Origin of the sequence: Aquimarina muelleri DSM 19832 (assembly GCF_000430665.1) — a bacterium.
Classification (GTDB): domain Bacteria; phylum Bacteroidota; class Bacteroidia; order Flavobacteriales; family Flavobacteriaceae; genus Aquimarina; species Aquimarina muelleri.
This window is the reverse complement of record NZ_AUML01000041.1, coordinates 14,698-35,563: the sequence shown is the minus strand read 5'-3', so window position 1 is coordinate 35,563 and position 20,866 is coordinate 14,698. Positions and strand designations below refer to the sequence as shown.

General features: G+C 33.0%; 19 protein-coding genes. 11 read left to right on the top strand and 8 right to left on the bottom strand.

All coding sequences use genetic code 11. From position 1 onward, the window contains the following. Positions 1 to 94: 94 nt before the first annotated feature. From H527_RS0115740 to H527_RS0115720, 5 genes are all read left to right on the top strand, one after another. Complete coding sequence (locus H527_RS0115740) at positions 95 to 1,531, top strand: hypothetical protein (RefSeq protein WP_027413585.1); 1,437 nt, start codon at positions 95 to 97, stop codon at positions 1,529 to 1,531. 356 nt (positions 1,532 to 1,887) lie between these two features. Beyond that, entirely contained in the window at positions 1,888 to 2,451 is a 564-nt protein-coding gene (locus H527_RS0115735) for a ClpP family protease (protein WP_262891748.1), read from the top strand. 34 nt (positions 2,452 to 2,485) lie between these two features. Then, on the top strand, positions 2,486 to 3,211 hold the full coding sequence (locus tag H527_RS0115730) for a M15 family metallopeptidase (protein ID WP_027413583.1): 726 nt from the start codon (positions 2,486 to 2,488) through the stop codon (positions 3,209 to 3,211). Between the two features lie 56 nt (positions 3,212 to 3,267). Then, entirely contained in the window at positions 3,268 to 3,750 is a 483-nt protein-coding gene (locus H527_RS0115725) for a CAP domain-containing protein (protein WP_051316814.1), read from the top strand. A 242-nt stretch (positions 3,751 to 3,992) separates the two neighbouring features. Beyond that, a complete protein-coding gene (locus tag H527_RS0115720) occupies positions 3,993 to 4,757 on the top strand; it encodes a M48 family metalloprotease (protein WP_027413581.1) in 765 nt (254 codons plus the stop codon). Positions 4,758 to 4,813: 56 nt separating this feature from the next. On the opposite strand, the gene H527_RS0115715 is transcribed toward H527_RS0115720, so the two are convergent. Further along, positions 4,814 to 5,197 (bottom strand): ankyrin repeat domain-containing protein, encoded by a 384-nt coding sequence (locus H527_RS0115715; RefSeq protein WP_027413580.1) that lies wholly within the window; start codon positions 5,195 to 5,197, stop codon positions 4,814 to 4,816. Positions 5,198 to 5,465: 268 nt separating this feature from the next. After that, positions 5,466 to 5,849 (bottom strand): ankyrin repeat domain-containing protein, encoded by a 384-nt coding sequence (locus tag H527_RS0115710; protein ID WP_027413579.1) that lies wholly within the window; start codon positions 5,847 to 5,849, stop codon positions 5,466 to 5,468. Positions 5,850 to 6,162: 313 nt separating this feature from the next. Here H527_RS0115710 and gpmI point away from each other — a divergent pair, with 313 nt between their 5' ends. From gpmI to H527_RS0115675, 6 genes are all read left to right on the top strand, one after another. Continuing rightward, the gene (gene gpmI / locus H527_RS0115705; protein ID WP_027413578.1) at positions 6,163 to 7,680 is read left to right on the top strand and encodes a 2,3-bisphosphoglycerate-independent phosphoglycerate mutase; all 1,518 of its coding nucleotides are present in this window, start codon (positions 6,163 to 6,165) and stop codon (positions 7,678 to 7,680) included. A gap of 280 nt (positions 7,681 to 7,960) precedes the next feature. Further along, entirely contained in the window at positions 7,961 to 8,536 is a 576-nt protein-coding gene (locus H527_RS0115700) for a thioredoxin family protein (RefSeq protein ID WP_027413577.1), read from the top strand. Positions 8,537 to 8,543: 7 nt separating this feature from the next. Then, complete coding sequence (locus H527_RS0115695; RefSeq protein ID WP_027413576.1) at positions 8,544 to 9,005, top strand: RidA family protein; 462 nt, start codon at positions 8,544 to 8,546, stop codon at positions 9,003 to 9,005. Positions 9,006 to 9,299: 294 nt separating this feature from the next. Further along, on the top strand, positions 9,300 to 10,118 hold the full coding sequence (gene map / locus H527_RS0115685) for a type I methionyl aminopeptidase (RefSeq protein ID WP_027413575.1): 819 nt from the start codon (positions 9,300 to 9,302) through the stop codon (positions 10,116 to 10,118). 138 nt (positions 10,119 to 10,256) lie between these two features. Then, positions 10,257 to 11,024 carry a class I SAM-dependent methyltransferase gene (locus H527_RS0115680; RefSeq protein WP_027413574.1) on the top strand — a complete coding sequence of 256 codons (768 nt, stop codon included), beginning with the start codon at positions 10,257 to 10,259 and terminating at the stop codon, positions 11,022 to 11,024. A 1,098-nt stretch (positions 11,025 to 12,122) separates the two neighbouring features. Next, positions 12,123 to 15,659: a CHAT domain-containing protein gene (locus tag H527_RS0115675; protein WP_027413573.1), complete on the top strand. Its 3,537-nt coding sequence runs from the start codon at positions 12,123 to 12,125 to the stop codon at positions 15,657 to 15,659. Between the two features lie 20 nt (positions 15,660 to 15,679). Here H527_RS0115675 and H527_RS0115670 read toward each other — a convergent pair whose 3' ends face one another. From H527_RS0115670 to H527_RS0115645, 6 genes are all read right to left on the bottom strand, one after another. After that, a complete protein-coding gene (locus H527_RS0115670) occupies positions 15,680 to 16,681 on the bottom strand; it encodes an FAD:protein FMN transferase (RefSeq protein WP_035088399.1) in 1,002 nt (333 codons plus the stop codon). Positions 16,682 to 16,683: 2 nt separating this feature from the next. Further along, positions 16,684 to 17,061, bottom strand: a complete 378-nt coding sequence (locus H527_RS0115665) for a hypothetical protein (protein ID WP_027413571.1) — start codon at positions 17,059 to 17,061, stop codon at positions 16,684 to 16,686. A gap of 52 nt (positions 17,062 to 17,113) precedes the next feature. Next, on the bottom strand, positions 17,114 to 17,992 hold the full coding sequence (locus H527_RS0115660; protein ID WP_027413570.1) for a DUF4846 domain-containing protein: 879 nt from the start codon (positions 17,990 to 17,992) through the stop codon (positions 17,114 to 17,116). Positions 17,993 to 18,072: 80 nt separating this feature from the next. Then, entirely contained in the window at positions 18,073 to 19,383 is a 1,311-nt protein-coding gene (gene nqrF / locus H527_RS0115655; protein WP_027413569.1) for an NADH:ubiquinone reductase (Na(+)-transporting) subunit F, read from the bottom strand. Position 19,384: 1 nt separating this feature from the next. Then, positions 19,385 to 20,098 (bottom strand): NADH:ubiquinone reductase (Na(+)-transporting) subunit E, encoded by a 714-nt coding sequence (nqrE, locus tag H527_RS0115650; RefSeq protein WP_027413568.1) that lies wholly within the window; start codon positions 20,096 to 20,098, stop codon positions 19,385 to 19,387. A 75-nt stretch (positions 20,099 to 20,173) separates the two neighbouring features. After that, positions 20,174 to 20,866 carry an NADH:ubiquinone reductase (Na(+)-transporting) subunit D gene (locus tag H527_RS0115645; protein ID WP_051316812.1) on the bottom strand — a complete coding sequence of 231 codons (693 nt, stop codon included), beginning with the start codon at positions 20,864 to 20,866 and terminating at the stop codon, positions 20,174 to 20,176.

Below are 20,866 nucleotides of genomic sequence, written 5' to 3'. Positions count from 1 at the left end.
TAATTAAAACTAACACAAGTCAAAACTAAATAGTAACCCCATTTTATTGATTGATCCATTTTTACTGGAACTACAATAATTAAAGCTATTTTCAATGAAAAAAATATTACTTACATTGATAATCTTACCCCAGATTATCTTTTCGCAAATAGATGAGTATTCGGTAATGGGATTACCTACTGCAGTTACAAGTCTCGAAATGAACACAGTTACGACTGCTGCAACGGGCTCTATTCTCTATAACCTAGAAGAAAATAAAATTTTTGTTTTTGATGGCACAAATTGGGTTTCTACATCTAACGATAACTGGTTAGTAAATGGAAATACAGGATTACCTACTACCTCTTTTTTAGGTCATATTGATGATGTAAAAATGGAAATACGCTCTAATAATCTACCCTTATTACAATTCGGAAGAAGACAAACTCTAGGCTTAACACAAACATTTCCTGACTATACCAATAACGATCAACCACTCGTTTATATTAATGGTAATGGCAATACTGCTGCTTTACAATTTGCAGCCTCAGGAGCATCATTTTATAAGCCTATGTTTTTCACTACCGCAAACGGAAGTTTTAGATTAAAAGGAAGCACCGGAGGAACTGATTTATTTGAAATAGGTTCTGCAGGGCCAGCTAATGACGGAAGATTAGAATTTATTATTGGAGATGATGGTAATGAAAAAATTATATTTAAAAGGTATGATTATAGAAGAGGTCAATTTCATCGTGAATTTTTTAGAGTAGAGGGAAGTAACAGTACAGCAGATTCGAAGACTAGATTTGGAATAAATATCAACCCTCAAGAAGTTCCTATAGATAATAGCTATAATAATGCTTCTACTGGTTTTAATACAGCAAACTCAACCCTACAATTAGACGGATCTTTTTCAACATCTATAATTAACACTACTGGAAATTTAACCTTAACTGAGGATCATCATACTATACATATAACAGGGCCTCATAATATAACTCTACCAAATGCTAACACTTGTATAGGTAGAACATATATACTTAAAAACAGCACTAATACCAATAGAACAATTAGCACTTATATTGATCTAGCAAACACAAATCAACCTGTTATACAAAGACAGTCAGTTTTATGGATAAAAAGTGATGGCACAAATTGGATACAAATAAATAGCAGCGGAACAACAGGCAAAATTGTGAGTACAGATGCTAATAATGATATTATTACAGGCTCTGATGCTGCAGCTTTTTTTGAAAGCCCTATAAAAGCTATGGGTAAAGTTGCCACAAATGGAAACGCCATAAAAATACAAGGAGCATCTGTGGTAAGAAATTCTGTAGGAAACTATACTGTAACTCTAAATAATGCAAGAAGCACTGATGATTATATAATACAAGTTTCTATAATGGAAACTAACAATTACCAATCTTCTATCGAGGTGAAAAACCAAACCAATAATCAATTTACTGTTCAGGTAAACACAAGAGTTAACGGGAGTACTACATTATTCATTAATGATGTAGTTTGGTATTTTACAATAACAGATTTTTAAATAATAGTTTTTAAAAATCTGTTATTATTAACCAATCATAAACCACAGTTAAATTTTATTATTTACACATGTTTACTAAACTTGTAATTTTGAGCAAACATTTCCTTCTAAAAAATTGATTAAAACAGAATCAGAAAACCGATTATTCATTCATTTTTATACTTAAAGCTTAGCCAGATAAAAATTCTGTTTTAAAATTTTATGAAATGCTAAATCCATATGATGTTTTTTTCCAAAAATAATTATACATTTATCTCAAAGATGTACAAGATTTTTAAAAAAGCAATAATATCATTAGTATTACATTTAAAAAGGACATAAAGAATTTTTAAATACTTATAAAAAATCAAAAAAGAATTAAAACTATAAAAATGAAAGAGAAATCAGGAAAAACACAAGATCTAATTGATAAAAAATTTCTAGAGGAGCGAAGTGTGTTTCTTTGGGGGCAAGTAGATGATAAATCTGCAAAATATGTAATCGATAGGCTTATGTATTTAGATATGGTTAATCATAAAGAAATAAAATTATATATTAATAGTCCAGGTGGATATGTTACTTCAGGATTTGCTATGTATGACACTATAAAAAGTTTGAAAAGTCCCGTATCTACTATTTGTACAGGACTTGCAGCATCCATGGGATCTATTCTTTTAAGCGTAGGTAAAAAAGGTAGAAGATTTATTCAACCTCATGCTAAAGTAATGATTCATCAACCAAGTGGTGGAGCTAGAGGTCAGGCATCCAATATAGAGATTCAGGCCGCAGAGATCATTAAAACAAAGGAGTTAAGTGCTCAAATTCTAGCAGATAATTGTGGTCAAGATATTGAAAAAGTTTTAAAAGATTTTAACCGTGATTATTGGATGGATGCTCAAGAATCCTTAGAGTACGGTATAATTGATGGTATTATAGAATAACATCTCAAAACATTTTGGATTGTAATATAAAACTATGATAAGACGAAATTTTATAGAAATCAGCACTTTAGGTTTATTAGGGATTCTAACACCTTCATTTTCTATATTACAATCCAAATTTTCTAAAAATGATTTAATTGGAAAAAGCAACACTCCCCTTTTTGGAGACTCGTATAAACTTCGAAAAGAAGCTTATGAGGCTTTTCTAAAAATGAAAGTTGCAGCATCCAAAAGTGGATTTAAAATAAAAGTAGTTTCCAGCTATAGGAGTTATGCTCACCAAAATCGAATATGGGAGCGTAAGTATAAAAAATTCACTACAGAGGGGCTATCCCCTATAGAAGCTATAAACAAAATTATAGAATACTCAACAATCCCAGGCACGTCAAGACATCACTGGGGTACAGATTTAGACATCGTAGATGGCAATGCAGTGCAACCAAAAGGCCTACTTCTAGCTAAAAATTTTGAAGAAAATGGCCCTTTTTGTAAGTTCAAAGAATGGATGGATGCTAATGCAAATACTTTTGGCTTTTTTCTTGTGTACACAGACAAAGAAGACAGAAAAGGATTTAAATATGAACCATGGCACTATTCGTACGCTCCTCTTTCCATCCCTATGTTAAAAGAATATCGAAAAATAAATATCACTGAAGAATTAGATAAAGCAAAATTACTTGGTAATAATTATTTCACTGAAAAATTTATTGATCAATATATTAAAAATAACATATTAGATATTAATCCAGAATTATTTTAGAATTATATAATAAAAATGTACTATTTTAGTTATTCTGTAAAAAAAACCCCATTTTTATGAAAACTAATCTAGTAAAATATTTATTTGCATTCCTAATCTTATCTACTGTATTATCTTCCTGTTCTAATGATGACAATATTTCTAATGATGATAACAACTCTAATGAAATTTCTGTTGCTGACGAAATTCTAAAATTAGTAAATGAATATCGATCTGAAAAAGGTTTAAAACCTTTGATAAAAAACAACACAGCAGAAGAATTAGCTATCGATCATACCCGATATATGATATCCAAAGGGCGTATTAGTCATGATAATGGAGATCAAAAATTTAAAGCATTACAAGAAAAGGAAAATGCTACTGGAATGGCTGAAAATGTAGCTGCTGGACAAGAATCAGCTCAATCTGTCGTTACTAGTTGGCTCAATAGTAGTGCAGGTCATAGAGAAAACATTGAAGGAAATTACACACATATTGGTATTGCCGCAATAAAAGATGAAAATGGCAAATACTATTACACACAATTATTTTATCGCTAACTATTGTAAACTCAACTACGCTAGTTTGCACTAATCCCGTTTTAAAACTAAAAACGGCTACCCTTAGCAGTTGCTTATTAATAAAAACAATTATCTGTTTTTTTTAGTAAGCAACTTTTATTTTCAAAACAACTCTTATTTTAAAGAATTACATAATCTAATATTTTCTTTTAGAGTTCCTACCATTTATTTTTAACTTTAAAATCATTTCTGTAAATTACTAACTTAAATTATAATTTATAATGAGACGTAGCGGCTTAAAAATCAGAATACTTATAGGTGTAGCTATTGTGGCTTTTGCTTTTTTTAAAAAATGTAATAATAAAACTCACAATCCATATACCGATAGAGTACAGAATATTAATATGACAAGTGATCAAGAGATTGCTATTGGATTACAAAGCGCTCCCGAAATGACACAACAACATGGTGGTTTATATCCTGATCAAAAACTTCAAGATTATATAGATATGATAGGAAATAAACTGGTTAATTCTAGTATAGCTAAACAAACTCCATATAAATACGAGTTTCATTTATTAGCAGATCCAAATACTATTAATGCATTTGCTTTACCGGGAGGACAGGTATTTATAACCTATGCTTTACTATCGAAATTAGAAAATGAAGATCAGGTTGCAGGTGTATTAGGCCATGAAATTGGGCATGTATTAGGCAGACACTCCGCCGAAAGAATAGCAGAACATGAATTCTGGAAAACGATATCTACAGGAGCTTCCGTTGGAGCAGATGCAGGCAATATTGTAAATAGTATAGGATCTAATATATTATTAGGTAATGGTCGCGAGGATGAGCTAGAAAGCGATGATTTAGGGGTTTTATTTATGATCAATGCGGGATATAATCCAGAAGAAATGATCGGAGTTATGAAAATCTTAAAAAAAGCAGGTGGATCTAACCGTACTCCAGAATTCCAAAGCACCCATCCTGATCCTGATAATCGTATAGAAAAAATTAAAGAAGCTATACGAGAACACAGTAAATAAGAAAAGCCGTTGGTCTATACAGACTAACGGCTTTTAAAAAATTTCGTTTGAAACAGTTAGGACAATTCTTCTAATAACACTACAGCTTCTTTTGCATTCGATTGCTTTGCAAATTTCATTGCTGTATACCCTTTACTATTTTTAGTTTTAATTTTTGCTCCTTTTTCTACAAGCATTTTAATAATATCTGTACGATTATATCGTGCCGCATACATGAGCGGAGTCATCCCATCAGATTTCTCATTAACATCACTTCCTAGTTCGATCAGTTTCTTTACAGTTTCCAGATCTCCTTTTACGATAGCCATACAAAACGGACTTGTTTTATAAGCTGTGATAGCATAATCATTAGCCTCTTTAAAACTTTTGTTCGACTCTTTAGCAAAACTTACAGAAGTAATACATACGACCATTACAATGGTAAAAATTGATTTTTTCATAATAGATTGATTTTATATTATTTGATTGACTTATATTTAATATGACTTCCTAGAACTATATTTTGTTACACCAGTTCTTAGACAATAACACAACTTTAACCTTTTAGCATTAAATATCTATTAAAACCTTAAAATTCAACTTCATAAAAAATTAACAACAGAAAAACCATCAAGTATATTTTCTTTAGAAATATATAGGATTAAAAAATCCGCTAAACAGGTATGATAATGTTTAGCGGATTTAAATTGTACAAAACAATTCTAAATACTATTTTTTCTTTAACTCTAATAATAAGGTTTGAGCATTATCAGCTCCTGATAATTTTGCATATTTTAGTGCAGTAAAACCTTTTTTATCTTTTACATTGATTTTCGCTCCATTAGCCACTAATAATTTGATTATTTCTACTCTATTATAACGAGCAGCATACATAAGTGGAGTCATCCCTTTTGAAGTCTTATTTACTTCAGTACCTAATTCAACCATTTTTTTTACCATTTCATAATCCCCTTTAGCTATAGAGATACAAAATGGAGACACATTTACAACTTCTGTTTTTTCAACTTTGTATGTTTCTAAATCTTTTACAGGATCTTTTGCTAAAACCAGACTCACTGCCATACAGGTAATTAAAATCAATAATTTTTTCATTTTTTGTGCTTTATCAGTTCAATATTAGATTTATGATTATCAAATTTTGACGGCGCAAATAAATTACATTATTCTTATAAAAAATGACATTGAATTAAGAATAACTCAGTTTTAACCTTAATCATACAAATTCGTTAATAATTTCATAAAAAAAACATCCCTCTTAACTCTACAAAAAAGTATAAATAACAAAGTAATAACCTATGTTTTTTGCCTGCTTATCTACGAAGTTGTAAATTTGATTCTTTTTCTAATTTTTGAAGATATAATCTTCAAAAAGCAACCAACCAAAAACCATAACTAAGAGTTTATTATGAATAAAAAAGTAATCCTAATGATTCTAGATGGATGGGGAACCTCTCCTGATCCTAAAGTATCTGCTATAGATCATGCAAACACTCCTTTTATAGATAGTTTATACAAAAACTACCCAAATGCCGCGCTACGTACCGATGGGCTTAATGTAGGTCTACCAGATGGACAAATGGGTAATAGTGAAGTTGGGCATATGAATCTTGGTGCAGGTAGAATTGTGTATCAGGATTTAGCCAAAATTAATATAGCTATAGAAAACAATACGCTTAAAAACGAATCTGTATTAATAGATGCTTTTAAATACGCTAAAGAAAAAAATAAAAAGGTACATCTTCTTGGTTTAGTAAGTGATGGCGGAGTACATTCTCATAGTAATCATATTAAAGGAATATTAGATGTCGCGAATACTTTTCAGTTAAAAAATGTTTTTTTACATGCATTTACTGACGGACGTGATGTAGATCCTAAATCTGGAAAAGGACATATTCAAGACATTCAAGATCACATGTCTAAAACTACTGGCAAGCTAGCTTCTATAATAGGCAGATATTATGCTATGGATAGGGATAAACGATGGGAGCGTGTTAAATTAGCGTATGATCTTATCGTAAATGGTATAGGCGAAAAAACCGAAGACCCTATCCAGAGTATACAAAACAGTTATGATGCTGGGGTTACCGATGAGTTTATCGAACCAATTTTAGTGCAAGAAAACGGAAATTCGGTAGCAACCATAAAAGAAGATGATGTTGTTCTGTTTTTTAATTTCAGAACCGATCGTGGTCGGGAATTAACCGAAATGCTTTCTCAAAAAGATATGCACGAATATAACACGCACAAACTCTCCTTGTATTATGTTACTATGACAAATTATGATGAAAGTTTTGAAAATATAAAGGTTATCTATAATAAAGATAATATTACAGAAACTCTGGGTGAAATAATTTCTAAGGCTGGTAAAAAACAAATCCGAATTGCAGAAACTGAAAAATACCCACATGTTACTTTTTTCTTTTCTGGTGGGCAAGAAGAACCTTTTAAAGGAGAAACCAGAATATTAAAAAACTCTCCAAAAGTTGCCACATACGACCTAAAGCCTGAAATGAGTGCGTATGAATTAAGAGATGCTCTAGTGTTTGAATTACAAAAAGGAGACGTAGACTTTGTATGTTTAAATTTTGCAAACGGAGATATGGTAGGACACACAGGAGTAATGGAAGCTGCTATTAAGGCTTGTGAAGTAGTAGATACCTGTGTGAAAGATGTAATAACAACTGGCTTAGGCAATAACTATTCTACCCTTTTGATTGCTGATCACGGTAATTGCGAAACTATGATTAATCCAGATGGAACTCCCAATACAGCACATACTACCAATCCAGTTCCTTTTATTTTGGTAGATACCGATCAAATTGAAATAAAAGATGGCGTTTTAGGAGATATTGCTCCTACTATTCTGGATCTTATGGGAATCCAAAAACCAGAAGCAATGACGCAACATTCTCTTTTAAAATAATACTATTTTAACTTTAAAAATAGCTTATCGATTTTGTTAAACAACCTCTAACATCAATTAGAGGTTGTTTACTTTATAGTATATTCGTATAGAAGTGATTCCAACTTTTTTGATTCTGTCGAAAAATAGTTGTTTTTTGATACGTTGAAAATGTTTTTTACGCTTCGCAAACATTATTTAAAATCAATAACCTTGGAGCAAGCTCACGAGGTATGCTTCCGAAAATATATTTTGTTTTTGAGGCTAGCCTAGAGAATTAAACTCCACAATGTGGATTAAAATGAAAAAGATTGTTATTATTGTTTTTTGCGCATTTTCCATTTCTTGTGCAAGTACTTTGGTTACCAAAACAGGTACCACAAAAAAAACAAACTCCCAATCACAAACCTCTGACACCGTGTCTCAAAAACCTAACCCTGAAATCTTAGTAGGGAAACAAGATCGAAAAGCTTTGCAGCAAGAACCTTTTGGCACTTGGTTTACTAAAAATTATAAGGAGTATACTATAGATGAAACTACCGTTAAAGAACTGGCTCCGTATGTAAAAGATATTTCTATTAAAGCTTTTATGGGCACTTGGTGTAGTGATAGCAAAAGAGAAACTCCTGCTTTTTATAAAATATTAGATAATGCCTGGTTTAATTATACCAACTTAGAACTAATAACCGTAACTCGCGAAAAAGATACTCCAGAGGGGTTTGAAAAAGGTTTACATATAGATAGAGTTCCTACTTTTATTTTTTACAAAAACGGAAAAGAATTAGGCCGTTATGTAGAGTTTGCAAAAGAAACTCTGGAAAAAGATATATTGGCAATCGTATCGGGCGCGCCTTACAAACATTCTTATGAAGATTAAATTATAAATGACACCACATCAAAAACTAAAAGAACTCAATATTGAATTACCCGAAGTTTCTACTCCAGGGGGATCTTATACTTCTGTAAATATTAGAAGCACTATAGCATATGTAGCTATTCAATTTCCTATAATAAATGGAGAATATTTATATCAAGGCAGATTAGGCGATTCTATTACTACAGAGGATGGTTATGAAGCTATGCGATTATGCGCTATAAATGTTCTTGCACAAATAGATAAAAAAATTGGTTTTGATACTATCATAGGGCTTAACCATATAGATGCATACTTTCAATCTGGTACTAGCTGGGATGATTCTCCTACTGTAGTAAATGGAGCTTCTGATTTATTTCTTGATATATTAGGTGAAAAAGGCACACACTCCAGAGCTATTTTTGGAGTGGATAAACTCCCAAGAAATTTTAGCGTTGGTCTAACCACTTCTTTTACTATAAAAACGATATAAAAAAGTAGTGCTATTTCTTAGACCTGCGATAAGTTTTCTTTTATGTTATTGTGAGTGTAAAGATTTGCGTGAGGGATTGGAGTGTAAATCCCACAGCCCGACAAAGGAGGAGCGAGGAATTGAAACAGAAAGCCCGACCCTTGTGGTCACGCCATATCTAAAAAAACAGAACTTGTTGTAGCTCCCTTATTTGCATCAAAACGCGAAATCTTAAAATAGATTCTATGCACCTGCATAACAAGCATTATTCTTTGTAAATTTGCCTTCTTTTATCAAAGTATTGTTTTTACGATTATGATTATTACCAAAACACGCGAAGAAATAGAATTAATGCGCGAAAGCGCTTTGGTTGTTTCTAAAACACTAGGGATGTTAGCTACCGAAGTTAAACCTGGTGTAACCACTTTACACTTAGATAAACTTGCCGAAGAATTTATTAGAGATCATGGCGCAATCCCTGGTTTTTTAGGTTTGTATGATTTTCCAAATACACTGTGCATGAGTCCGAATGCTCAAGTAGTTCATGGTATTCCTAATAATACTCCATTAGTAGAAGGAGATATTATATCTATTGACTGCGGTGCTATTAAAAATGATTTTTATGGAGATCATGCCTATACTTTTCCGGTAGGAGAAGTTTCTGAAGAAGTAAAACAATTACTTAAGGTAACCAAAGAATCCTTATACATTGGTATTGCTGAGTTTAAATTAGGAAACCGCGTTGGAGATGTTGGATATGCCATTCAACAATTTACAGAAGACGCAGGTTATGGGGTAGTTAGAGAATTAGTAGGTCACGGACTTGGCAGAAAAATGCATGAAGACCCTGAAATGCCAAATTATGGGCGTCGCGGAAAAGGAAAAAAATTTATAGAAGGAATGGTCGTTGCTATAGAACCAATGACCAATATGGGTACGCACCGTATTAAACAATTACGGGACGGCTGGACTATATTAACTAATGATGGTAAACCAAGTGCCCATTTTGAACATGATGTTGCAATCGTAGATGGCAAACCAGAAATCTTATCTACTTTTAAATATATATACAAAGCTTTGGGTATAGAGTCTGATGAAGAAGATGCTTTTAGACAAGAGCTGTTGACTGTTTAACTTTTTTATAAAAATTAAAAATCTGGTCTTCTTATTAATGTTCATCTAAGTTTACTTAAAAATGAAATGAAACATTTTTATTATGTAAATCTTTGTGAAGCTTTGAGACTTCTTTTGTGCCCTTAGTGTATCTTTATTATGAAAAAGCTCTTCAAACTTATATTAAATACCATACCCAGACCAGTTTTAATTCGGTTGAGTTACTTGGCGAAACCTGTTATATCTCTATTTTTAAAAGGAAATACATATACCGATCCTATTGATGGTAAAAGTTTTTCACGTTTTTTACCTTATGGATATGAAAACCAAAGAGATAATGTACTATCCCCTTCTACCCTATCTTTAGAACGACATAGATTACTTTGGTTATATCTTATTAATGAGACTGATTTTTTTACTGCACCGGCAAAAGTATTGCATTTTGCACCAGAGCAAGCATTTTATAAACGGTTTAGGGAACTAAAACATATAGAATACACTACTACAGACCTTAACTCTCCCTTAGCAGATGTAAAAGCAGATATTTGTAACCTGCCATTTACAGATAATGAATATGATATTATTTTTTGCAATCACGTTTTAGAACACATCCCTAACGACATTAAAGCTATGCAGGAGCTATATCGGGTTTTAAAACCTGGCGGAATGGCTATTTTACAAATACCTCAGGATTTGAATAGGGAAACCACTTTTGAAGATGATAGCATAACCGATCCACAGGAGCGGGCTCGTATATTTGGACAATACGATCATGTACGAATTTACGGAAGGGATTATTTTGAAAAACTGCGATCTATTGGTTTTAAAGTAGATGAAGTAGATTATACCTCTATCTTGTCTAAAGAAAAAGTTACTAAATACTGTCTTGCCCCAGGCGAAATACTTCCTGTTTGTTATAAGCATTAAGACTCTAGTTTATAATAGCGTTGCTAGTTGTAAAAATGCATAGTCAACTACCTCGGGGCAAGCCCACGAGGCATTCAGCGGAAACACGACCTTAACATTTCGAGGCAAGCCTCGGAGAATTAAACTCCACAATGTGGATTAAATTGATTTCAAGATTTTTATCCCATTCCTAAATCAAGTTTAGCGCAGGCTCTAAATCCTTCCCTAAAGGAAGGACTTTTGACCCCCTTCCTTATGGCAGCTGGGGATAATGTCATTAAGTTAAGAATTTAAAATTTGTTAATGGTGGATTCCATTCTTCAACGGAATGACAAAATAACCAAAATACAATGCTTTCTGATTGTCATTCCAGTGTAGACTGGAATCCATGATGGAAGTAAAGCAGTATCTTGCTTTTACAGATGTTTAATCCTCAAAAAGATACAACTTAACTTAATGACATTGGGGCTGGGGATGGGATATGTTGAGTTTCGACAAAATTATCAATGCTATTATATTAACTACATAGTATCATTCTTACGTATCCCACTAAGCTGTCACAGGGAACGTAGTCAAAGTGTTATCAAAATAAAGAACGGAATCTAATTTTATTTATTTCTTATTATCCCAGTGAAGGCTGGAATCCATTAGCAACAACACCAACACAAAATGGATCCCAGTCTACACTAGGATGACAACATCGTTAAAAGCTAAAAAATAAGCATAACAAATACATTTTATGGAACCCTACCTAGTAGAGAGCTGAGGCACTCGAAGCTCAACCCATATATCGCTCTCTTGCAAGGTGCAGGAGATCACTACAACTCTTACATTGATCTACTGCAAGGCGCAGGGGATAGCCACAACTCTTACATCGATCTGCTGCAAGGTGCAGGGGATCACTACAACTCTTACATCGATCTGCTGCAAGGTGTAGGAGATAGCTAAGGTGCTAAAAATCAGTGTTTTTTATGTATCCTGGTAATATTCAATAAACTATGTTATTTTTCTCACTCCTATACCCCCTAATAATAAACTTTAACCATATTTATTCGATTCTTTATACATACAAAGGCATCCTTTTTACGATCTTTGTTATTCATTACACAGAAGTATTTTATGAACCGCATTCCCTTTCTGTTTTCTATCCAAATGGTATGTTTTGTTATGTATCTGCTATCTGTTAATGCTGTAGTTGCGCAAGATATGAACATGGCTTCGCGATACTTCTCTAAAGCAGACAGTCTGTTAACGCATAGAAAACCAGATAACGCTCTCGAATATTTTAAGAAGGCACTTGTTATCTATACACAAACAAACACCAGGGAGCAAATTGCAAATTGCTATACCAAGCTTGCAGAAACTCATAATACCAATTACAATTTTGAGCAAGCTTTATTAAATGAAGAAAAAGCACTGGCAATACGATTAGATATTTTTGGAAATACTCACCCAGAGGTAGCGAACTCATACACCAGTATGGGACATATCTATAAAAATAAAGATCAGTTTGAAAAAGCGATGGAGTATTATCAAAAAGCTTTGGTAATACAACTGGATACTTTAAAAAAAGGAGATCCCCTAATAGGAGATTCTTATCATAATATTGGCACTATACACCACATCCTTGCAGAATACGACCAAGCGTTACAGCATTATAAAAAAGCCCTAACGATACGAACCCTTGCATTTGGTAAAAAACATCCAAAAATAGCAGATAGTTATATCGATATTGGCACTACCTATTACCACCTTGGTAAAGACAATATAGCTTTAGACTACTACTATAAAGCATTACAAATAAGAACTCCCATTTTTGGTAAAACCAGCCCAGAAGCAGCTTTTTGTTATCACCATATAGGAAATGTTCTTACTTATTTAGATAAATTCGATGAGGCTATGGCATATCAAAAAAAAGCAGTATCTATTATGATAGACACTTTTGGGGGAGATCACCCTAATACTGCTTTATGCTATAAAAGCATTGGTATTGTGTATAAATACAAAGGGAAATACGACATATCTTTATTAAACTTTAATAAATCCTTTGATATTACAATTCAGACATTCGGAAAAAACCATACTAGAATGACGGATATATATACAGAATTAAGTTTTATTTATTTCAAAAAAGGATTTTATAAACAATCTTTGTCCTGTTCTCAAAAAATATTACTAATTAACACTAAATTATTTAATAAGAAACACTCTTTTATTGGTCGAGATTATAATAATATAGGTGTTATCTATAAATATACCGGAGAGTATGACAAAGCTATTTCTTATTATAAAAAGGCGATAACAAATTTTGTACATTCTTTAGGAGAAAATCATGGTGCGGTAGCACGCACCTATAATAATATTGCTAATACCTATAAAGCAAAAGAAGAATATGATTTAGCTTTACCTTACTACCAAAAAGCTATACAAATACGGATTAATATTGTGGGAAAACATCATTCGGACACTTCGTATTCTTACCTAGATTTAGGGGATTTGTATGCTCAAAAAAAAGAGTACTCTACTGCTCTATTTTATTATCAAAAAGCTTTAAAAATACATCAGCATCTATACGGAGAAACGAACTATTATATTTGTGACACCTATGATGCCATAGCAGAGGTATATACTAAACAAAAAAAGTATGCTATCGCTCTGGAGCACCTACATAAAAGCATCAAAACCAGACTACAAACAGATGGTTCCCACCACCCCAGAACTGCAAAATCGTACAACCAGATTGCAGAGGTATATTACCAAATAAAAGAGTATAAAAAAGCAGCATTGTATTATGATAAAGCGATGGTTGCAAATACGTTGCCTGATAAAAATACAAACAACAAAAACAAAATAGACCCAACCGATTATCTGGATACCAATATTTTGCTCGTTAGCCTGCATGGCAAAGCTAAAATCTTACAAGAACACTACAAGCATACTAATGATCTAACAGAACTAACTGCAAGCATACACACCTACCAAAAAGCAGATATTTTGATTCATGATATTCGGCAAAAGCTACATACATACGGAGATAAGCTTACTTTTGCCAAACAAAGCAAAAAAGTATATGCAGATGCTATACAAGCACATATACTACAATACCAAGCCAATCCCCAGCAACAATCTCTGGAACAAGCTTTTTATTATACCGAAAAAAGCAAAGCGAACACCCTGCAAGGATTACTGGCAGAATCCAACGCTAAAAACTTTGCAGGACTACCAAAAACTATTCTGGATCTGGAAAAGAGCCTAAAAGCCGAACGTGCTTTTTACACCTCAGAGATTATAAACAAACGATCTGAGAAAAGCGTGGATACTACTATGATTAGTACGTATGAAAATCAGTTGTTTGATATTAGCAAAAAACAGGATTCCCTAACCCGAGTTATAGAAACAAGTTACCCTAAATACCACCAATTAAAGTATCAAAACAATGCGATTACGGTTAGTGATATTCAGAAAAATTTAAGTAACAACACTACATTGCTAGAGTTTTTCTGTACCGATAGTATTACGTATGCATTTACGATCTCTACACAAAAGATAGCAGTACAACCATTACAAACACCCAAATTGCTTTCTAACATCGAGAAACTTAGAGAAACAATTATCACACAAGAGACACCAAAATACAAAAATAGTAGCCATACCCTTTACAAACAACTTATTGCTCCTATTGCCGATAAACTTGTTGGAGGTGAAATTATTATTGTTCCCGATGGCCCACTTTGGCATTGCAATTTTGAACTACTACTTACCCAAAAAGATGCTTCTAATAATCCCGCAGCGTTATCTTATTTGCTTAAAGACTATGCAATTTCGTATGCTAATTCGGCAAATGTATTATTTGGGTTAGGTAAAACAAATTCTACTTTAAAAAAACAACAAGAGTGCCTTGCTTTTTCTTTTTCAGATACTTCTACAATAGACACCAAAACGATGAGTCTGGCAACTTTAAGAGATACAAAGATCGATTTACCTGGTACCCGTAGGGAGATTAAAGCAATTGCGGATATTATTAACGGGCAATATTATTTTGGATCTCAGGCTATAGAGGCTAATTTTAAAAAAAATGCAGGGAATTATACTATTTTACATCTCGCCTTACATGGCGAAGTCGACAATGAACAGCCCGAAAACTCCAAGCTTTTATTTACAAAAAGCAAAGATTCTGTAGAGGATGGTTATTTATATAGTCACGAATTGTTTGCTTTGGATATCCCCGCAGAGTTAACGGTACTTAGCGCCTGTAATACGGGATCTGGTAAAATTGCAAAAGGCGAAGGGATTATAAGTTTAGGCACTGCTTTTCAATACGCAGGAACCAAAAGTTTGGTGCTTAGTAGCTGGGAGATATCCGATAGTACCACTCCAGAGTTAATGAAAAACTTTTATACCAATCTTAAAGCTGGCATGAACAAAGCCAAGGCTTTACAACAAGCAAAATTACAATACCTTACTACTGCAAACATAAACCGAACGCAACCTTTTTATTGGGGCGGGTTTTATCTAGTAGGAGATACCACTCCTATATCTTTTGAAAACAATACAACCTGGTATTGGATTATAGGGATTACTATTTTAGGTATATTATTTTTTGTGGTGCGATGGCTTGTGAAGACCTTCAAGGTTTTCAAAACCTTGAAGGTCTGATCCCTTTCCGATATCTTCTCTTACTCATCTGTTGGAAACCCATTTATGGATAATGTTTTTAATTCCTTATTTGGGTCTTGATACATAAAATACACTTTTAGCGCTGGGTGTGATTTCAAAAATTCTTCAGAACGATCTAATCCCATAGTCATGAACGCGGTAGCATAGGCATCGGCTTCCATACAAGTATTGGCAATGACCGAAACTGCCAAAAGGTTAGATTTTAAAGGATAGCCAGTTTTAGGGTTTAAAATATGAATATACCGCTCTCCATTTTCATCGGTTTTATATTTTCTATATCCTCCAGAGGTTGCCATAGCTTCATTATGCAGCTCAACAATTTTACTATAGGATTGAGTTCCGTCAAAATTAGGATCTTCTACCCCTATTCTCCACGGTTTTTCTTTCACTACATTGCTTCCTTTTCCTACGATCTCTCCTCCTATTTCTACTAAATAATTTGCATATCCTTTTTGTTCTAAAAATCCTGCAAATACATCTACCGCATAGCCTTTTGCCAAAGCATTAAAATCTATAAATGTTTTGGGATTACTTTTTATAATGGAATTATCTTTTAACACTACTTTATCCAAACCTACCGATACTAACAGGCTATCGATTTTAAGGCTGTCTAACGAGATTATTTTTCCTTCTGGCCCAAAGTCCCATGCATTTACCAAAATGCCTACGGTTGGATCAAAAGCTCCCTTGGTTTCGTTATATATATGTTTGGAAGCGGTCATTACTTTTTTAAAATGATCGTCTACAGTTACCGTGGTATCCCCTGCATTAATTCTGGAAATATCAGAATCTGCAATGTACGTAGACATAGATTTATTGATAACAGTAATTATACTATCATACGATTTGGAGTAATCTACCTCTTTTATATCTATAAATTGAATAGAAAAGGTAGTACCAAAAGCTTTTCCATTAGCATAATTAAGATGTAAATGCGGTTCGTTTTTACAAGAAACTAATCCAATAAAAAGTATAAAAAGTATTTTTTTGATCTTATTCATTTTTAATTCAAATGGGTTTCTATCATTTGTAGACCTGCATATTCTAGCACATAATCTTCATTTAAAAAAACTGGTTTATTAGGATCCTCAGCATTTTGCAAACCAACTCCTGCATAAAACACTTTTGCATCCTGCTCTCTTGCATGTTTTTTAAATGCTTCCATCCAGATTACATCATAATTATGTGGATTATCCGGATGAGATACTGCTTTAACCAACACAAAATAACGTTGATTAGAGGGATCAACGCATACAAATTGTGGATGTTTTCCTAGCTTGCTATTGATCGCTATAAATTCGTATCCTCGTTTTTCTAATTCTTCACCAACGATATTCATCGCAAGGTTGTGTAGTTCTTGTTTGGTAAGTATTCTGGTCATAGCGGGGCAAAGATACTATTCTAACACTAAAATCAGAATGACAAATCACGAATTATTTAAACCGTATAAATCGTGCTTCGTCAAAATAATAGCTTGGGGTGTATACCGCTTCATTTTCATCGAATGTATACCAAGGAGAAAATTCGGTGTTCTCAAAATTTTTAAGCAAACAAACACTTTGCGCAGGGGTATTTCCTTGCGCCAAAAGATACATTCTATCTCCAGTTTCATTTATAATTTCATCGACTATAATTTCTATATGCCCCGGAGAACCAGGTTTAACGAGCATATCGCCAATTTGTATGTCTTTTACAGCTACTTTTTGTAATTCATTATACATAGATAATGTCCCTGCATAGGTATAAATAAGATTTAAATATTTATAAAAGTTTGCTTTGGAGTGATTAGGTGTGGCTATTTTATGGAATGTTACTTTGTTTCCTTTTATTTTGGGTCTGTACCCCTGTGCATACTTGTTCCATGAGCAGTAATGACCAGATGTAAAATTAAATCCTATTTTATCTTTTTTGTTTTGCTGCCATAAATATTCAGATCGAATTCTCATTAATGCATCTGCACATTGTTGTAACCCATTGGCTGGAACTGGGACTTCTAAAATTGCTTCATGCCAATTTTGTGCAAAATACTCACTATCATCATAATTAATAATCTTGGCTCCGTATGGTTTTAGGCTATAATGTCGTAAATATTGCTGAAAAGATCCTTTTTTATATACTACTCTTTTATATCCTTCTGGCACTATAACTCTAGTAGATATAGAATCTCCAGTAGTATTTATATAATTTGTTTTCTTAACAACACTAGCAACTACTCCTGTTACATGATTGGTAACCATTCTACCTTTAGCTGTGCTTCTTAATACTAAGAATATAATGATTGTAATACCTATGCCAAAAATTAACTTCTTCATGAGATCTAATTTAGGTATAAAATTAAAAAAACCGATATAATTGCTTATACCGGTTTATAGTGATTTATTAAATTTTAATTTTATCCTCCAAAGTCATCAAATCTAATGTGTTCATCTGGGATACCAAAATCTTCTCCCATTTTCTGAACAGCCTTATTCATTAATGGTGGTCCACAGAAGTATAACTCAATATCTTCTGGAGACTCATGATGATTTAAATAGTTATCTATTACACAATTGTGTATAAATCCTACGAATCCATCTCCTTCTCTATCGTGTATATCTTTTTTCACTTTCCAATTATCCTCTTCTAATGGTTCAGATAATGCTAGGTAAAAATTAAAGTTAGGGAAATTCTTTTCTAAGTCATAGAAATGATCTAAGTAGAACAATTCTCTCTTAGAACGCCCACCATACCAATACGTAACAGTTCTACCTGTTTCTAATGTTTTGAATAAATGATATAAATGAGAACGCATTGGTGCCATACCTGCACCACCACCAACATATAGCATTTCAGATTGAGAATCGTTTATAAAGAATTCTCCATAAGGCCCTGATATTACAACTTTATCTCCTGGTTTTTGTGCGAAAATATAAGAAGAAGCTACTCCTGGATTTACATCCATCCATCCATTTTTGGATCTATCCCATGGTGGCGTTGCAATACGTACATTAAGCATGATCTCTCTTCCTTCTGCTGGATAAGAAGCCATAGAATATGCACGCTCTATGGTTTCGTTATTTTTCATTACTAAAGGCCATAGACCAAATTTATCCCATTCTGCCTGAAACTTATCTGGAGTTTCATGCTCTTCTGGGTGTGCAGTTATATCTATATCCGAATATTTGATCTCACATTGTGGTATCTCGATTTGGATATATCCTCCTGCTTTATATCCCATATCTTCAGGAATACGAACTACAAATTCTTTAATAAAAGAAGCTACGTTATAGTTACGTACTACTTCTGCTTCCCACTTTTTAATTCCGAATACTTCTTCCGGAATTTCGATATTCATATCCTGTTTTACTTTGACCTGACATGCTAATCGAGCGCCATGTTGTAGTTCTTTACGAGAAAAATGTGGCGTTTCTGTAGGTAATGCTTCTCCTCCTCCTTCTAATACATGACATTCACATTGAATACATGTTCCACCACCACCACAAGCAGATGGTAAAAATATTTTTTGAGCTCCTAAAGTAGATAATAATGTACCTCCTGAGGCTACTTCTATTTCTTTTTCGCCATTAATGGTAATTTTTACTGGTCCAGAAGGTAATAACTTATCTTTTGCAAATAATAATATTCCTACTAAAACAAGAATCAGCACCAAAAACGAAATAATCGTTATCGCTATTGTCCCACTGGTAGATGCTAAAAATATCATATTATTTAAGTATTGTAACGTTAGTATTTTCGGCTACTTTTTTTGTAGTCTCTTCTTTTTCTACTTGTACTGTTTTAGTTTCCTTTTCTTCTTCATCACCTCCTGTTAACATTCCACCAAAACTCATAAAACCAATAGCCATTAGCCCTGTAAGGATAAAGGTTATCCCTAACCCTCTTAATGGAGCTGGTATATTAGAGTATCTGATTTTTTCGCGAATAGCTGCAATTGCAAGTATTGCTAAAAACCATCCTATACCTGATCCTATACCATATACAGCTGCATGAGATATTGTTGCAAACTCTTTTTGTTGCATAAACAATGATCCTCCTAAGATGGCACAGTTTACTGCTATTAATGGTAAAAATATACCTAAAGAGTTATACAAGGAAGGAGAGAATTTTTCTACAATTATCTCTACCAATTGTACCATTGTAGCAATGGTAGCAATAAATAAAATAAAAGTTAAGAAACTTAGGTCATAATCTGCATATTCTGGTCCTAACCATACTAAAGCACCTTCTCTAAGAATGTATTTATCTAATAAGAAGTTTAGTGGTACTGTGATTGCCAATACAAAAATCACTGCAGCTCCAAGACCTACAGCAGTAGAAACTTTTTTAGAAACAGCAAGGTAAGAACACATTCCTAAAAAGAATGCAAATACCATGTTATCTATAAAAATTGATTTTAAAAATAATTCTAAATATTCCATTTTTTATACATTTTTAGTTCTTCGTCAGTAGTTATTTGTTAAAATATAACTACTAATTTGTAACTGTGAACTCTTCTAATGATCTTCAATTAATGCTTTATTTCTACTTCTTTGTATCCAAATAAGAATTCCAACAGTAATTAATGCCATTGGCGCTAATACCATAAAACCATTATTTTCGTAACCAATTGCATACAGACCTGTTTTTTCTATCGGATCTCCCAAAACCTTAATTCCGAATAATGTTCCTGATCCTAATAACTCTCTAAAAAAAGCTACAATAACTAATAACAAACCATATCCTGCTGCATTTCCTACTCCATCTAAAAATGATTTCCATGGGCCATTAGCTAAAGCAAAAGCTTCAAAACGCCCCATAATGATACAGTTGGTTATAATAAGTCCTATAAATACAGAAAGTTCTTTACTTAAAGTATATGCAAATGCTTTAAGCACCTGATCTACTACAATTACTAATGCAGCTACTACTACAAGCTGTACTATAATTCTTATTTTAGAAGGTATAATATTTCTCATTAGAGAAATTACTACATTACCTATTCCTAATACAAAAATTACTGAAATCGCCATTACAATTGAAGGTTTCAATTGTGCTGTAATTGCTAAAGCAGAGCATATACCAAGTACTTGAATAGTAATAGGGTTATTATCTGCAAGTGGATCTATTAGTAATTTCTTATTTTTCTTCGAAAACAAAGGCTCTTTTGGCTCTGTTACTTTTACTTTTTCTTCTGTTACTTCAGCCAT

Excerpts from the sequence above, each read along its gene's own strand:
- H527_RS0115730 (WP_027413583.1), top strand. The coding sequence starts at position 2,486 with ATGATAAGACGAAATTTTATAGAAATCAGCACTTTAGGTTTATTAGGG.
- H527_RS0115680 (WP_027413574.1), top strand. The coding sequence starts at position 10,257 with ATGAAAAAGCTCTTCAAACTTATATTAAATACCATACCCAGACCAGTT.
- nqrF (WP_027413569.1), bottom strand. The coding sequence starts at position 19,383 with ATGATATTTTTAGCATCTACCAGTGGGACAATAGCGATAACGATTATT.
- nqrE (WP_027413568.1), bottom strand. The coding sequence starts at position 20,098 with ATGGAATATTTAGAATTATTTTTAAAATCAATTTTTATAGATAACATG.
- map (WP_027413575.1), top strand. The coding sequence starts at position 9,300 with ATGATTATTACCAAAACACGCGAAGAAATAGAATTAATGCGCGAAAGC.
- gpmI (WP_027413578.1), top strand. The coding sequence starts at position 6,163 with ATGAATAAAAAAGTAATCCTAATGATTCTAGATGGATGGGGAACCTCT.
- H527_RS0115660 (WP_027413570.1), bottom strand. The coding sequence starts at position 17,992 with ATGAAGAAGTTAATTTTTGGCATAGGTATTACAATCATTATATTCTTA.
- H527_RS0115665 (WP_027413571.1), bottom strand. The coding sequence starts at position 17,061 with ATGACCAGAATACTTACCAAACAAGAACTACACAACCTTGCGATGAAT.
- H527_RS0115710 (WP_027413579.1), bottom strand. The coding sequence starts at position 5,849 with ATGAAAAAATTATTGATTTTAATTACCTGTATGGCAGTGAGTCTGGTT.
- H527_RS0115695 (WP_027413576.1), top strand. The coding sequence starts at position 8,544 with ATGACACCACATCAAAAACTAAAAGAACTCAATATTGAATTACCCGAA.
- H527_RS0115715 (WP_027413580.1), bottom strand. The coding sequence starts at position 5,197 with ATGAAAAAATCAATTTTTACCATTGTAATGGTCGTATGTATTACTTCT.
- H527_RS0115740 (WP_027413585.1), top strand. The coding sequence starts at position 95 with ATGAAAAAAATATTACTTACATTGATAATCTTACCCCAGATTATCTTT.
- H527_RS0115675 (WP_027413573.1), top strand. The coding sequence starts at position 12,123 with ATGAACCGCATTCCCTTTCTGTTTTCTATCCAAATGGTATGTTTTGTT.
- H527_RS0115700 (WP_027413577.1), top strand. The coding sequence starts at position 7,961 with ATGAAAAAGATTGTTATTATTGTTTTTTGCGCATTTTCCATTTCTTGT.
- H527_RS0115670 (WP_035088399.1), bottom strand. The coding sequence starts at position 16,681 with ATGAATAAGATCAAAAAAATACTTTTTATACTTTTTATTGGATTAGTT.
- H527_RS0115720 (WP_027413581.1), top strand. The coding sequence starts at position 3,993 with ATGAGACGTAGCGGCTTAAAAATCAGAATACTTATAGGTGTAGCTATT.
- H527_RS0115645 (WP_051316812.1), bottom strand. The coding sequence starts at position 20,866 with ATGGCTGAAGTAACAGAAGAAAAAGTAAAAGTAACAGAGCCAAAAGAG.
- H527_RS0115725 (WP_051316814.1), top strand. The coding sequence starts at position 3,268 with ATGAAAACTAATCTAGTAAAATATTTATTTGCATTCCTAATCTTATCT.